This window comes from Mycolicibacterium gilvum (genome assembly GCF_900454025.1).
In the GTDB taxonomy this organism is placed as follows: domain Bacteria; phylum Actinomycetota; class Actinomycetes; order Mycobacteriales; family Mycobacteriaceae; genus Mycobacterium; species Mycobacterium gilvum.
Window position 1 is genome coordinate 5,709,752 of record NZ_UGQM01000001.1, and the last position, 15,025, is coordinate 5,724,776.

The 15,025-nt window shown below is 68.1% G+C and carries 12 protein-coding genes; 3 read left to right on the plus strand and 9 right to left on the minus strand.

What is annotated here, in order from left to right; genetic code table 11:
* Positions 1–210 precede the first annotated feature (210 nt).
* Positions 211–1,686 (minus strand): glutamate synthase subunit beta, encoded by a 1,476-nt coding sequence (locus tag DYE23_RS26900; protein ID WP_013473085.1) that lies wholly within the window; start codon positions 1,684–1,686, stop codon positions 211–213.
* Complete coding sequence (gene gltB / locus DYE23_RS26905) at positions 1,679–6,280, minus strand: glutamate synthase large subunit (protein ID WP_115328618.1); 4,602 nt, start codon at positions 6,278–6,280, stop codon at positions 1,679–1,681. Before gltB ends, DYE23_RS26900 begins: the two co-directional genes overlap by 8 nt.
* A gap of 564 nt (positions 6,281–6,844) precedes the next feature.
* On the opposite strand from gltB, the gene DYE23_RS26910 reads away from it, so the two are divergent.
* Positions 6,845–7,648, plus strand: a complete 804-nt coding sequence (locus DYE23_RS26910) for a PaaI family thioesterase (RefSeq protein ID WP_115328619.1) — start codon at positions 6,845–6,847, stop codon at positions 7,646–7,648.
* Positions 7,649–7,748: 100 nt separating this feature from the next.
* Here the strand turns inward: DYE23_RS26910 and DYE23_RS26915 are convergent, their stop codons facing one another.
* The 6 genes from DYE23_RS26915 to DYE23_RS26940 form a co-directional block, all read right to left on the minus strand.
* Positions 7,749–8,297 (minus strand): Dps family protein, encoded by a 549-nt coding sequence (locus DYE23_RS26915; protein WP_011892011.1) that lies wholly within the window; start codon positions 8,295–8,297, stop codon positions 7,749–7,751.
* A gap of 88 nt (positions 8,298–8,385) precedes the next feature.
* Positions 8,386–9,300, minus strand: coding sequence for a DNA-3-methyladenine glycosylase family protein (locus DYE23_RS26920; protein WP_115329121.1), 915 nt, complete (start codon positions 9,298–9,300; stop codon positions 8,386–8,388).
* The gene (locus DYE23_RS26925) at positions 9,290–9,667 is read right to left on the minus strand and encodes a DUF427 domain-containing protein (protein ID WP_013473088.1); all 378 of its coding nucleotides are present in this window, start codon (positions 9,665–9,667) and stop codon (positions 9,290–9,292) included. Before DYE23_RS26925 ends, DYE23_RS26920 begins: the two co-directional genes overlap by 11 nt.
* 8 nt (positions 9,668–9,675) lie before the next feature.
* Positions 9,676–11,049, minus strand: coding sequence for an NAD(P)/FAD-dependent oxidoreductase (locus DYE23_RS26930; protein WP_115328620.1), 1,374 nt, complete (start codon positions 11,047–11,049; stop codon positions 9,676–9,678).
* 22 nt (positions 11,050–11,071) lie between these two features.
* Positions 11,072–12,103 (minus strand): NAD-dependent epimerase/dehydratase family protein, encoded by a 1,032-nt coding sequence (locus DYE23_RS26935; protein ID WP_115328621.1) that lies wholly within the window; start codon positions 12,101–12,103, stop codon positions 11,072–11,074.
* Complete coding sequence (locus DYE23_RS26940; RefSeq protein ID WP_115328622.1) at positions 12,100–12,606, minus strand: nuclear transport factor 2 family protein; 507 nt, start codon at positions 12,604–12,606, stop codon at positions 12,100–12,102. The genes DYE23_RS26935 and DYE23_RS26940 overlap by 4 nt, the downstream gene beginning before the upstream one ends.
* A gap of 74 nt (positions 12,607–12,680) precedes the next feature.
* Between DYE23_RS26940 and msrB the strand changes: the two genes are divergently transcribed.
* Complete coding sequence (gene msrB / locus DYE23_RS26945; protein WP_115328623.1) at positions 12,681–13,154, plus strand: peptide-methionine (R)-S-oxide reductase MsrB; 474 nt, start codon at positions 12,681–12,683, stop codon at positions 13,152–13,154.
* Complete coding sequence (gene msrA, locus DYE23_RS26950) at positions 13,151–13,660, plus strand: peptide-methionine (S)-S-oxide reductase MsrA (protein ID WP_115328624.1); 510 nt, start codon at positions 13,151–13,153, stop codon at positions 13,658–13,660. The genes msrB and msrA overlap by 4 nt, the downstream gene beginning before the upstream one ends.
* A 1-nt stretch (position 13,661) precedes the next feature.
* Here msrA and DYE23_RS26955 read toward each other — a convergent pair whose 3' ends face one another.
* On the minus strand, positions 13,662–14,996 hold the full coding sequence (locus DYE23_RS26955; RefSeq protein WP_099962109.1) for a cytochrome P450: 1,335 nt from the start codon (positions 14,994–14,996) through the stop codon (positions 13,662–13,664).
* Between the last annotated feature and the right edge of the window lie 29 nt (positions 14,997–15,025).

Consider the following 15,025-nt stretch of genomic DNA (forward strand, 5'->3'; position numbering starts at 1 on the left):
GTAATCGGGCTGCGACTCATGGCGATTACTCCTGCGGTGTGCAATAGCTGAACCGGGGAGCCACATTACCCCAGCCCCCTCACCGAGTCATTAGATACCTGCCCTCCGGCAAACTGCCGGAGGCACGCCGATGAATGATCGGATGTTTTTGGAGTGACTGGTGTTACTGCTGTGACTCCACGAGACCGCGCCGTGACCTACCGCAAGCGCTCATCGCTGGGGCGCGGCGGTGGGCTTGATCGGCGCCGGCAGCGCCGAGTTGCCCATCAGGTACTTGTCCACCGCTGCCGCGGCCGCACGACCCTCCGCGATCGCCCACACGATCAGCGACTGCCCACGGCCCATGTCCCCGGCGACGTAGACGCCCGGGACCGAGGTCGCGAACGCATCGTCGCGCGTGACGTTGCCGCGCTCGTTGAACTCGACCCCGAGGTCCGACAGCAACCCTTCGCGCTCGGGACCGGTGAAGCCCATCGCCAGCAGCACGAGATCGGCGTCCATCTCGAAGTCCGAGCCTTCGACCTTCTCGAACTTGCCCGCGTTCATCACGACCTCGTGCGCGCGCAGCCCGGTCACCTTGCCGTCGGAACCGACGAACGCCTCGGTGTTGACCGAGTAGACGCGCTCGCCGCCCTCCTCGTGGGCGGACGTCACGCGGAACATCAGCGGGTACGTCGGCCACGGCGTCGAGTCCGCCCGCGTCTCCGGCGGTCGCGGCATGATCTCGAACTGGTGCACGCTGACCGCACCCTGCCGGTGCGACGTCCCGAGGCAGTCGGCGCCGGTGTCGCCGCCGCCGATGATGATGACCTTCTTGCCCTTCGCGGTGATCGGCGGTTCGCCGTCCTCGTCGAGCACAGAGTCCTTGAGATCGCCGGTGGCAAACCTGTTGGCCCACGGCAGGAATTCCATGGCCTGGTGGATCCCGTCGAGCTCACGGCCCGGAATCGGCAGATCCCGGCGCGCGGTCGCACCGCCGGCGAGCACCACCGCGTCGAACTCCTGACGCAGCTGCGCGGCCGTGATGTCCTTGCCGACGTTCACCCCGGTGCGGAATTCGGTTCCCTCGGCGCGCATCTGATCGAGGCGCCGATCGATGTGATGCTTCTCCATCTTGAACTCGGGGATGCCGTAGCGCAGCAGCCCGCCGATGCGGTCGTCACGCTCGAACACCGTCACCCGGTGACCGGCCCGCGTGAGCTGTTGCGCCGCAGCCAAACCCGCCGGACCCGAACCGACGACGGCCACGGTCTTGCCCGTCAGCTTCGTCGGCGGCAGCGGCACCACCCAGCCCTCGTCGAACGCGTTGTCGATGATCTCGACCTCGACCTGCTTGATCGTGACCGGGTCCTGGTTGATGCCGAGCACGCAGGACCCCTCGCACGGCGCCGGGCACAGCCGACCCGTGAACTCCGGGAAGTTGTTGGTGGCGTGCAGACGCTCGATCGCGTCGCGCCACCGGCCGGTGCGCACCAGGTCGTTCCACTCCGGGATCAGGTTCCCCAGCGGGCAGCCGTTGTGGCAGAACGGGATACCGCAGTCCATGCAGCGGGTGGCCTGCACCTTGAGGGTGTCGTGGGAGAAGTCCTCGTAGACCTCTTTCCAGTCCTTGAGGCGCAGGTCGACCGGACGGCGCTTGGCCGTCTCGCGGTGGGTGTACTTGAGGAAGCCGCGCGGATCAGCCATTTGCGGCCGCCATGATCGCCTCGGCGACGCCGTTCTCGTCGGCACCGGCCCGTTCGGCTTCGGCGATCGCCTCCAGCACGCGCTTGTAGTCGCGCGGCATCACCTTCTTGAAGTGCACCTGTTCACCGCTCCAATCGGCCAGGATCCGCTGTCCCACCGCGGAATCGGTGGCATCAACGTGCGCCTGGATCATGCCGTGGACGAACACGGCGTCGTCTGAATCGCTGTCGCCGAGACTTTCCAGCTCGACCATCTCGGCGTTGAGATTGCCGGCGAGCGCGTCCTGCGGGTCGTAGACGTAGCCGACCCCGCCGGACATGCCGGCGGCGAAGTTACGGCCCGTCGGACCGAGGATGACCACGCGGCCACCGGTCATGTACTCGCAGCCGTGGTCACCGACGCCCTCGACGACGGCGTGGGCTCCCGAGTTGCGGACGGCGAACCGCTCGCCCACCTGGCCGCGCAGGAACATCTCCCCGCTCGTGGCGCCGAAGAGCACCACGTTGCCGGCGATGATGTTGTCCTCGGCGACATAACCTTCGGGGGCGTTGTCCGAGGGCCGGACCACGACCCGGCCTCCGGAGAGTCCCTTGCCGACGTAGTCGTTGGCGTCGCCGTACACCCGCAGCGTGATGCCCTTGGGCAGGAACGCCCCGAAACTGTTACCCGCCGACCCCTCGAACGTGATGTCGATGGTGCCGTCCGGGAGCCCCTGTCCGCCATAGGCTTTGGTGACCTCGTGGCCGAGCATCGTGCCGACGGTGCGGTTGACGTTGGCGATCGTCGTCGAGAAACGCACCGGGGTTCCGTTGTCGATCGCTTCCCGGCTCTGCGTGATCAGCTGCTGATCCAGCGCCTTGTCCAGACCGTGGTCCTGCCGCGAGCTGCAGTACAGATCCTGGTTCATGAACGCCGAATCGGGCTCGTGCAGAACAGGAGTCAGGTCGAGCTTGTGAGCCTTCCAGTGCTCGGCGGCCTGCGTGGTGTCCAGCGCGCCGACCTGTCCGACCATTTCGTTGACGGTCCGGAAGCCCAGCTCCGCCATCAGTTCCCGCACTTCTTCGGCGATGAACATGAAGAAGTTCTCCACGAACTCCGGCTGGCCGTTGAAACGCTTGCGCAGCACCGGGTTCTGGGTGGCGACGCCCACGGGGCAGGTGTCGAGGTGGCAGACGCGCATCATGATGCAGCCGGCCACCACCAGCGGGGCGGTCGCGAAGCCGAACTCCTCGGCTCCGAGCAGCGCGGCGACCACGACGTCGCGACCGGTCTTGAGCTGACCGTCGACCTGCACGACGATGCGATCACGCAAACCGTTGAGCAGCAACGTCTGCTGGGTCTCGGCCAGGCCGAGCTCCCACGGCGCACCGGCGTGCTTCATCGACGTCAGCGGCGTCGCGCCGGTGCCGCCGTCGTGACCCGAGATCAGCACCACATCGGCGTGCGCCTTCGACACACCGGCCGCCACCGTTCCCACTCCGTTTTCGGAGACCAGCTTCACGTGCACGCGGGCCTGCGGATTGGCGTTCTTCAGGTCGTGGATCAGCTGTGCGAGATCCTCGATCGAGTAGATGTCGTGGTGCGGCGGCGGGGAGATCAGGCCGACGCCCGGTGTGGAGTGGCGCACCTCGGCCACCCACGGGTACACCTTGTGACCCGGAAGCTGCCCGCCCTCACCGGGTTTGGCCCCCTGGGCCATCTTGATCTGGATGTCGGTGCAGTTCGTCAGGTAGTGGCTCGTCACTCCGAAACGGCCGGACGCCACCTGCTTGATCGCGCTGCGACGCCAGTCGCCGTTCTCATCACGGTCGAAGCGCGAGACCGATTCCCCGCCCTCGCCCGAGTTCGACCGTCCGCCGAGGCGGTTCATCGCGATCGCGAGGGTCTCGTGGGCCTCGGCCGAGATCGAGCCGTAGCTCATCGCGCCCGTCGAGAACCGCTTGACGATCTCGCTCGCGGGTTCCACCTCGTCGAGCGGAACGGACGGGCGCTCGCCGTCGCGGAACTTCAGCAGACCGCGCAGCGAGGCCATCCGCTCGCTCTGGTCGTCGACGAGCTGGGTGTACTCCTTGAAGATCGAGTACTGCCCGGTGCGCGTCGAGTGCTGCAGCTTGAACACCGTGTCCGGGTTGAACAGGTGATACTCGCCCTCGCGGCGCCACTGGTACTCACCGCCGACCTCGAGCTCGCGGTGCGCCCACTCGTCGGGGCGGTCCAGGTAGGCCAGCGCGTGCCGGGAGGCGATGTCGGCGGCGATGTCGTCGAGGTCGATGCCGCCGACCGGACAGGTCAGCCCGGTGAAGTAGTCGTCGAGCACCTGCTGGTTGATGCCGATTGCCTGGAACAGCTGCGCGCCGGTGTAGGACGCGAGCGTGGAGATGCCCATCTTGGACATCACCTTCAGCACGCCTTTGCCGGCGGCCTTGACGTAGTTGGCCTTGGCCTGATCGCTGGTGATGTCGGTGATGACTCCGCGATCGACCATGTCCTCGATCGACTCGAACGCCATGTACGGGTTGATCGCGGCGGCGCCGAAGCCGCACAGCGCGGCCATGTGATGCACCTCGCGGGCGTCACCGGCCTCGACGATGAGCCCGACCTGGGTGCGGGTGCGCTCGCGGACGAGGTGGTGGTGCACCGCGGACACGCTGAGCAGCGACGGGATCGGCGCCATCTGCTCGTCGGACTCGCGGTCGGAGAGCACGATGATGCGCGCGCCGTCACGGATCGCCGACGACACCTTGGCGCGGACGTTGTCGAGCGCCTCCTTGAGGCCCTGCCCGCCGCGGTTGACCGGGTACAGGCAACGGATCACCGCGGCGCGCATGCCGTGCTTGTGGCCGCGGATCTCGTGGTCGGGGTCGACGCAGATCAGCTTCGACAGCTCGGCGTTGCGCAGGATCGGCTGGGGCAGCACGATCTGGCGACACGATTCCGGGCCGGGGTTGAGCAGGTCGCCCTCGGGCCCCATCGCACCTTGCAGGCTGGTGACGACCTCTTCGCGGATGGCGTCCAGCGGCGGGTTGGTGACCTGGGCGAACAGCTGCTGGAAGTAGTCGTAGAGCATCCGGGGACGCGACGACAGCACGGCGATCGGGGTGTCGGTGCCCATCGAACCCAGCGCCTCGGCGCCGTTGCGCGCCATCGGCGCGACCAGCAGGTTGAGCTCCTCGTAGGTGTAGCCGAAGATCTGCTGGCGCAGCACCACGCGGTGGTGCGGCATCCGCACGTAGTCGCCCGGGGGCAGCTCGTCGAGCTGGAACAGCCCCGCGTCGAGCCATTCCTGGTACGGGTGTTCGGCGGCGAGCTGAGCCTTGATCTCCTCGTCGTCGACGATGCGGCCCTGCGCGGTGTCGACGAGGAACATGCGGCCGGGCTGCAGGCGCATCTTCTTGACGACCGTGGACGGGTCGAGGTCGAGTACGCCGGCTTCGGAGGCCATCACGACGAGGCCGTCCTCGGTGACCCAGATGCGCGACGGGCGCAGACCGTTGCGGTCGAGCACCGCGCCGATCACGGTGCCGTCGGTGAAGCACACCGCGGCAGGGCCGTCCCACGGCTCCATCAGCGAGTCGTGGAACTCATAAAAGGCCCGGCGGGCGGGGTCCATGCTTTCGTGCCGCTCCCACGCCTCGGGGATCATCATCAGCACGGCGTGCGGCAGGCTGCGGCCGCCGAGGTGCAGCAGTTCGAGCACCTCGTCGAAGCGGGCGGTGTCCGACGCCCCGGGGGTGCAGATCGGGGTGATCTTGTCGAGGTCGGCCTTGGCGCCGAACACGTCGGTCTTGATCAGCGCCTCACGCGCCCGCATCCAGTTCTCGTTGCCGGTGACGGTGTTGATCTCGCCGTTGTGGGCGACGCGGCGGAACGGGTGGGCCAGCGGCCACGACGGGAACGTGTTGGTGGAGAAGCGGGAGTGCACGATGCCCAGCGCGCTGGTCATCCGCTCGTCCTGCAGGTCCAGGTAGAAGGCCTTGAGCTGCGGGGTCGTCAGCATGCCCTTGTAGACGAACGTCTGCCCCGACAGGCTCGGGAAGTACACGGTCTCGCGGCCCGGACCGTCCTGACCCGGACCCTTGGTGCCCAGCTCGTGCTCGGCGCGCTTGCGCACGACGTAGGCACGGCGCTCGAGGTCCATACCTTCGGCGCCGGCCATGAACACCTGGCGGAAGGTGGGCATCGCGTCGCGGGCCAGCGCGCCCAGCGACGAGTCGTCGGTCGGCACGTCGCGCCAGCCCAGCACCCGCAGGCCCTCGGCCTCGGCGATCTTCTCGACGGACTCGCAGGCGGTGGCGGCGTCCTTGGCCGACTGCGGCAGGAATGCGATGCCCGTGGCGTAGCTGCCGGGCTCGGGCAGGTCGAAGCCGCAGACGGCCCGGAAGAACTCGTCGGGGACCTGCAGCAGGATGCCCGCGCCGTCGCCGGTGTTCGGCTCGGCGCCCTGGGCACCGCGGTGCTCGAGGTTCAGCAGCGCCGTGATGGCCTTTTCGACGATGTCCCGGCTGCGACGGCCGTGGATGTCGGCAACCATCGCCACACCACAGGAGTCGTGCTCGAATGCGGGGTCATACAGGCCTTGACGACTGGGCGCCATTCCCACCTACCTCTAAGTGCACACGTCTCGACTGCAGAGTTACGGATGGCAACCGTTGCCGAGAGTGTTAGCCGGTCTGGCGGAGGAGGCACCTTCATGCAGCATTGAACGACGGCCCTTTTCCCACGCGCCACGAGTGTTGAAAACGATATGACAAAAGGGCCCTGACATGCCAACTTAGCCCGACCTAACTAGGTTCGCCGCCCGGCCACCCGGCGTGAACGACCTGCGCGTGGGTCACTGGCGAATAACGTTGCCACCAGCCCACTTTCACGCTGCCGCTGGCTGAAACCCGGCAGTGAGGGACAGGTCACATCGGGCTGCCGGCGTGTGGGATTGTTTGCTGACTGGTGTCATTTCTAGGCTCTGCGCTGCACAGACCGCAACTGTGCACTTTGCGCAAAGCCTTTCTGGATTCTTAGAAATCGCTCGCACCCGGAATCGGCCGCCCGCTCGGCTGTGGCAAACTCCGCGCGCCCCGTAATCGACTGCGGCGCAGCCTCTTTGCCAGGTAGATACCCCGTGGGGGTACCGGGCCGGACCGTCCGCGGTCAGGCTGCACCTATGCCGTATCCGCTGACCACGCCGCTGGGCCGCTTCGGGATCGAGACCGCCCTGGAGAGCAGCGAACGCTGCGTCGCCACGATCCCGGTGGGCGGCCTGCGTAACCCGCTCACCGGCGAGCAGACCCTCGCGCCGCTGGCCATGCTGGTCGACCACATCGGTGGCTTGATCAACCACGCGCGCCGCGACCTTGACGAGTGGACCGTGTCCAGCGAACTCGCGCTCGAGATCGTCCCCGAGGCGACGGAGGTGCTCGCCTCCTCGCCCGACGCCCTCGTCGTCGGGACCTCGCAGCCATTGGGGTCCAAGGGCAGGGGTGCGCTGGGAATGTGTGAACTCGCCGTGGCCGGCACCGTGATCGCTACGGCGACGGTGCGCTCGTTCTACATCACCGTCCCCGGTTCGTTGACGGCGTGGCCGCAGGACCCGGCGGGGTCACTGCCGGGCCCGGAGCTGGGCCGGCTGATGGCGGTCAGCGCCGGCGAGACGGGAGGCACCTCCTCGGTGCTGGTCCAGCACGACGACCCGGTGCTCAACAACAGCGTCGGCGCCGTACACGGCGGCGTGTCGTCGATGGGCCTGGAGCTCGTCGGTTCGGCGACCCTCAACCGGGACCCTGAGGGCGCGCCCTACCGGACGGCGTCGCTGCGGGTGAACTTCCTGCGGCCGTTTCACGGCGGCGGTGAGGCCCACTACCGCGCCACACCCTCGCACCTTGGCCGCAGCAGCGGAGTCGCCGAGGCGGAGGCGGTGGGTCGTGACGGTCGCGTGGCACTGATCGCCCGCGTCACCGCCTACCGCTGAGACGACGACACTGAACGACGAACGCCGCCGGGGAGCTCGTCGGCCACCCGGTAAGGGCCGACTGCTCCCCGGCGGCAGTCTTTGCCGTCCGGAGACTGAGTCAGGACTTGTTCTTGGCCTTCGACGCCGCGGCCTTCTCGCTGGTGGCGCCCTCGTTGACGAGTTCGCCACCCGAGTTCTCCAGGTGCGCACGCACGAACCACTGGAACTTCTCCAGCTCGGCGGCGTGTCCGATCAGCATGTCCTCCGACACCGGATCGAGCTCGCCGAGGCGCTCGATGCTCTTGCGGGTGTCTTCGATGACGCCGGTGTAGACGAGGTCCAGCGCGGCCAGGTGCGCCTGCACGGTGTCACGGTTGACCGAGTAGTCGTCCCAGGTGCGGTCGCTGATGATCGCGCCGGGCGTGCCCAGTGGCGCGGTGCCCAGTGCGGCGATGCGCTCGGCGGCCTCGTCGGCGTACCCGCGGACGAGCTCGACCTGAGGGTCGATCATCTCGTGGACGCCGATGAAGTTGGGTCCCACGACATTCCAGTGCACATGCTTGAGTGTCAGATGCAGGTCGTTGTACCTGCTGAGCGCCTTCTGCAGCAGCTCGGCGACTTCGGCCCCCTGCTTGTCGGACAGGCCGGGAACGGTGAACGTAGTCATTACTACTCCTTCGAGATCTACTGTCCCGCGACGTGTACCCGAGTGTGTGGGCAGGTAATCACCTGTGACATCCAGGTCACAGATGAGGTCACAGATCGGCGAGGTTCGGGATCGACAGCCGTGGCCCGAAACGCGGATTGACCGTCATACCACTGACTTCCAGCATGCGGACCGCACGGTGCCGGTGGGGCCGCAGAGGCTCGAGCAGCTCGACCATCGCCGCGTCGTCGATGGGATGCCCGAGCAGGGTCCACCCGACGATCTTGGCCAGGTGGTAGTCCCCGACCGACAGTGCGTCGGCGTCACCGAACGCGCGCTGCGCCGTCTCGGCGGCGGTCCAGACACCGATGCCGGGCAGGGACATCATCGCAGTTCGGGCCGCCTCCGGAGACCTGCCGATCAATCTCTCCAGCGCATCGGCGCGCTGGGCGCAGCCGACCACGGTGCGGGCCCGGCCGGGGTCGACGTTGGCGAGGTGGAACTTCCACGACGGGATGCGCCGCCACGTCTCCGGGGTCGGCGGAACCCGCATGTGGGCGGGCGCGGGGCCGGGCGCGGGCGCCCCGTACTCAGTGACCAGTTGTCGCCACGACCTGCGGGCGTCCTTGCCGACGACGCGCTGCTCCAGGATCGCGGGCACGAGGGCCTCCAGGACCCGGCCCGTGCGGCCCAGCCGCAGGTGCGCAGCTCTGCCCGCGGCCTTGGCGACCGTCGGATCCGCAGGGTCGAACCCGGTGGCGTCGTCGTCGGCGCCCAGCAACGCGGGCAGGCCCTCGGTGAACTCGGCCGCGCCCGGTCCCCACGCCTCGTAGTCGATGGTGTCGCGCGCACTGTGGCTGATCCGGGCGGTCACCGGACCGCTGCGCATCAGGCTGGTCCGCCAGATCGCGCCGTCAGGGGCGTCGTGGTAGCACGGGTCGGCCCTGCCGCGGCGCAACGGCGACAGCGTCCACCCCGGCCTGACCGGCCCGGGGAACACGACGCCGGCCGTACTACCCGTCATCGACACTGACGTCGGCCTTGTCCGGGTAGAACGCGACGTGGCCGGCGATCTGGGCCACCGCCGGGTACGGCTCCCGGTAGGTCCAGACCGCGTCGGTGACGGTGCTGCCGCCCGCGGTGACGTCGAAGTAGCCGGCGTCTCCCTTGAACGGGCAGTACGTCGCGGTGTCGCTGGGACTCAGCCGGCCGGGGAGGACATCACCGATCGGGATGTACTGCACCGCAGGGTAACTGGCCTCTTGAAGTGTCAATGCGGCGTCGGTTTCGGCGACGACGTCGCCGTTGACCCGCACGACGACGTGCCGTCCGGTGGGGACGACGGTGATCGGGTGCGACGGGGAGGGCTCGTGGATGGGGCGATCGGTCATGTCTCCATTCAACGCCCCGTGATCCTGTTCGCGACGAGGGCGATCGGCGACGTGCGCTTCGTTCCGCGCGCCTCGTGCCAGTCGGCCGCCTTGTAGGCCAGGTACATGCCCCGCACCCCGATCCAGCGCAGCGGTTCGGGCTCCCAGTCCTTGCACTCGTGCCCGACCCACGGCAGCCGCGTCAGCGGTGACTCCCGCGTGAGCACGAGATCGGTCAGGGTCCGGCCGGCGAGGTTCGTCGCCGTCACACCGTGACCGACATAGCCCCCGGCCCAGCCCAGACCCGTCGCCGGGTCGAAGTCGACGCTCGCCTCCCAGTCCCGGGGCACGGCCAGCACCCCGCACCAGCCGTGCGCGATCGGAACGTGCGCAACCTGCGGCAGGATCGAGTGCAGCGTCGCGGTGAGGTTCTTGATGGTGCGCTCGGGGACCCGCCCGTCCCGGTCGGTGCGTGAACCGAACCGGTAGGGCACACTGCGGCCGCCGATCGCGATCCGGTTGTCGACGGTGCGCTGGGCGTAGAAGAAACCGTGGGCGGTGTCGCCCAGCGTTTCCCTTCCCTCCCAACCGATCTCGGCCCACACCGACTCGGGGACGGGCTCCGTCGCGATCATCGAGCTGTTCATCGGCAGCCATCGCCGCTTCAGACCCGGCAGACCCGCGGTGAAGCCCTCGGTGGCACGCAGGACGACCGGTGCGCTGACCGCCCCCCACGGGGTGGCCGCGCGGCCTGCGGTGATCTCGGTGACCGGGGAACGTTCGTAGATCACCACCCCGAGGCGCTCGACGGCATCGGCGAGACCACGGACCAGCTGCGCCGGCTGGATGCGGGCGCAGTGCGGACTGTAACAGGCCGAGATCACTTCGTCGAGCGCGATCCGTTGTGCGGCTTCGGATTTGGTCAGCACCTCGACACCGTCGACCTGCCAGCGCCGCTCGGCGTCGACGGCGGCGGCCAGTCGCCTCACCTGGGCCCGGTTCCGGGCGACCTCCAGGTTGCCGCCCTTGACGATGCCCGCGTCGATGCCCTCCTGCGCGGCGACGTCGATCACCTCGTCCACGGCGTCGTTGAGCGCGCGCTGCCAGGCGACCACCCCGTCGCGTCCGTACTGCCGCGCCATCCGCTCGCGGTCGCCGGGCACCAGGCCCGACAGCCAGCCGCCGTTGCGCCCCGAGGCCCCGTAGCCGGCGAAGCGCGCATCGAGCACGACGACCCGCAGTGACGGATCTGCGCGCTTGAGGTAGTAGGCCGTCCACAGCCCGGTGTAGCCGGCGCCGACGATGCAGACGTCGGCGTCCCGGCTGCCGGGCAGCGGCCCGCGGCTGATCGGCAGCCCGTCGAACCAGTGGGACACCTGTCCGTTCAGGGCTCGGGTGTGCACCTCGCGATTCTCGCAGCTGTGCTCAGGCGGTGCGTTGCCGCTTGGCGGCTTTGAGACCGACCCAGAATTTCGCGGCTTCGCGGATCGACTCCTCCACGGGCCGGGGCTGCCAGCCCAGTTCACGGCGTGCCTTGCTGCAGTCGACCGGAGCCTCGGCCCGCATCAGCCGCAGCGATCCCAGCGACATCCGCTCGTCGGTGCCCTTCAGCCGGGACTTCGCGCTGCCCAGCGCCGCCATCGCGTAGGACAGCACCAGCGGGATCTTCTTCGTCGGCGCCGGCACTCCGGCGGCTTCGGCGGCGATCCGGACGACGTCGGCGTTGGAGATCATCTTCTCCGAGATCAGGTACCGCTCACCCGCGCGACCCTTCTGCGCGGCCAGCAGCATGGCCTGCGCCGCGTCGTCGATCCCGACCGCTTCGAGTTCGATGCCGCCCATCACGAACGGCAGCTTGCCGAACGCGGCGCCTGCGATGATCGCGCCGTGCGGGGTGCGGCCCCAGTCACCGGCGCCGTACGTGGTGGACACGCACATCGCGACCGCGGGCAGCCCGCGTTCGCGCGCGTACTCCATCACCAGGTTCTCGGCCTGGACACGCGAACGGACATAGGGGGTCAGGCTCTTCAGATCGGCAGGGTCGGAGATCACGTCGGCCTCGGTGGCGACACGTCCCCTCGTGCGCCCCACGGTCACATAGCTGCTGGTGAAGACGAACTTCCGCAGCGTCGCGGCGATCCCGGGCTCCACCGCGACGTCCAGGACGTTGCGGGTGCCCTCGACGTTGGTGCGGAACAGCGGCGCCGGGTCGCGAAGCCAGCCGCGGGTGTCCACGACGCAGTAGTAGACGACCTCGCCGCCCGTCATGGCCTCGCGCAACACGTCGGTGTTCCAGATGTCGCCGACGTAGCGGGTGACCGCCAGGTCGTCGATGCCGACGGTGTTGGCGCCGTCGCGCACCATCACCCGGACGTCGTTGCCGGCGGCCACGAGTTTCCGGGTGACGTGGCTGCCGAGGTAGCCGTTGGCGCCGATGACGAGGACCGGCGCGCTCACCGCTTTCCGCCGTACTTGGCCATCCACTCGGCGGCCTCATCGGGCAGCGTGCCGAGTTCCTCGGCCTTCCTGCACCACTTCACCGCCGCCGACACGAAGCGCAGCGGGTTGTAGATGTCCTCCTGCTGCCTCCACCTGCCGTCACCGGCGTAGGTGAGGATCGAGATGTTCGTGGCGCTGATGATGGTGCCGTCACCGGGGTCGCGCATCGGGTTGTCGAGTTCGCAGATGATGCGTCCGGTGTCCTGGTCGATGACGTGCCACAGCGACGGGAACGACGTCATGTAGTTGCCGGGGAAGCTCTCCATCGTCTTCCAGATCCACGGCCGCACCTGCTCGCGGCCGCGCATGGTCCCGGCGGCGTGCTCGATGTAGAGGATGTCGTCGGTGTACTGGTCAACCCACGGATCCCAGTCTCGGGTCTGCGCGGCGCGGTCGACCGTCCCCTCGAACACCGCGAATGCCTCGACCAGTTCGTCGCGAGAGAAAGTGCTGCCCGTCACACCAGAACTAGAACACGTTCTACACGCGCTTGTCGAGGGATTAAGGGCGATTCCGTGATCGTTATACAACCACCATGACACTGCCTTACAACAAGAATCCCGCCGCGGTGAACGCGCTGTCCCCCGAGCAGTACCACGTGACCCAGCAGAACGGCACCGAGCGGCCCTTCACCGGCGAGTACTGGGACAACCACGAACCGGGGATCTACGTCGACGTCGTCTCGGGCGAACCGCTGTTCGCGTCGGTCGACAAGTTCGAGAGCGGTTCGGGCTGGCCGAGTTTCACCCGTCCGATCGACAGCGGGAACGTGGTGGAGAAGCGCGACTTCTCGCACCTGATGATCCGCACCGAGGTGCGCTCCACGCACGGCGACAGCCACCTCGGTCACGTGTTCAAAGACGGCCCGCGCGAAGCGGGCGGTCTGCGCTACTGCGTCAACTCTGCGGCGCTGCGCTTCGTCCAACTCGACGACCTCGAGGAGCAGGGATACGGGCAGTACCGTGGGTTGTTCGTAGCCGAGACGGCCACCGAGGAGGAGCAGGCGTGAGCGATTACAAGCGAGCAGTGCTGGCAGGCGGATGTTTCTGGGGTATGCAGGATCTGATCCGCAAGCAGCCCGGCGTGGTGTCCACCCGGGTCGGCTATACCGGCGGGCAGAACGACCACCCCACCTACCGCAACCATCCCGGCCACGCGGAGGCCATCGAGATCGTCTACGACCCGGCCCAGACCGACTACCGCGCGCTGCTGGAGTTCTTCTTCCAGATCCACGATCCGACGACGAAGAACCGCCAGGGCAACGACGTCGGCACCAGCTACCGGTCAGAGATCTTCTACGTCGACGACGAGCAGCGCCAGATCGCACTGGACACCATCGCCGACGTCGACGCATCCGGTCTGTGGCCCGGCAAGGTGGTGACCGAGGTCAGTCCCGCACCGGACTTCTGGGAAGCCGAGCCCGAGCATCAGGACTACCTGGAGCGCTACCCGACCGGCTACACGTGCCACTTCCCCCGGCCGGGCTGGAAGCTGCCCAAACGCGCCGAAGTCTGAGTCAGCGGCGGCGCATGACGACCCGGCCGCCGTCGTCGGGGGTGTAGGCCACTCCGCGTGAGTGCATCTTCTCCCCCGGCGCGGTGGTCGTCTCGATCGTGAAGTGGCGAAACACCGTTCGAAGGACGATGTCCATCTCCACGTTGGCGAACACCGCGCCGACGCAGCGCCGCGTTCCGCCTCCGAACGGGATGTGGGACAGCGTGCTCGGCCGCTGACCGACGAAGCGCTGCGGGTCGAAGTCCTCCGGGTCGAGGTAGTCCTGCTCCCGATGGTGTACCTGACCGATCGCCACGACGATCGAATATCCCTGCGGGATAACCCATTCCCCGAGTTCGAAGGTCGGCGCGTAGACGTGCCTGCCGGCGAAGTCGATCACCGTGCGGACCCGCTGCGTCTCCAGGATGACGGCCTGGCGGTACTCGTTTCCGTCGGTGTCGGCCTCGGCCTGCAGCCTCGCGAGGACGTCGGGATGGCGGCTGATGCGCTCGAACACCCACCCGAGCGTCGCGGCGGTGGTCTCGTGGCCCGCGGCCAGCAGCGTGAGCAGCTCGTCGCCGATGTCCTGGCGCGACATCGACGATCCGTCCTCGTAGGTGCTGCGCAGCAGTAAGGCGAGGACGTCGTCGCGGCTCTCGAAGTTCGGGTCGGCCTGCACGGCGTCGATGAGCCGTCCGATCACCTCGTCGTAGCGGCGGCGGTACCGCGCCAGGCGGCCCCACGGGCTGAACCGGCCGTAGGTCCGGTGCGGCGTGGGCAGCACGGCCAGCCGCGACCCGAGGGTCACCCACGGCGGGATGATGCGCCGCAACTCGTCGAGGTGGGCGCCGTCGGCGCCGAAGACGGCACGCAGGATCGCGTTGAGGGTGATCCGCATCATCGGTTCGAGCGTCTCGAAAGGTTGACCTTCCGGCCAGCTCGCGGCCTCGCGCAGCGTCTCCTCTTCGAAGATCCGCTCGTAGTTTTTGATGCTCTTGCCGTGGAACGGAGGCGTCAGCAGCTTGCGACGGAGCCGGTGGTCGGTGCCGTCGAGGGCGAACACCGACCCCGATCCCAGCACCCGCGACAGGTTGGGCTGGATGTTGCCGACATCGTCGGTGTTGGCCATGAACAGCTGCTTGGCCAGCGCCGGGTCGGTGACCAGCACGGTCTTGCCGAACACCGGCAGCGTCATCGTGAACACATCGCCGTACCGGCGCACCACCTGCGCGACGGTCCACTGCCGCGACAGCGAGAAACCCAGTCCCTGCAGGAACCGCGGGATACGGGGGGTGGGGGGCAGCCGCACGGGAAGAACCGGCGAACTCTGGCTGGTACTGCTGTGTACCGTCGTCATGTCCGGTACGGTACCGGTTGGTACCAGCA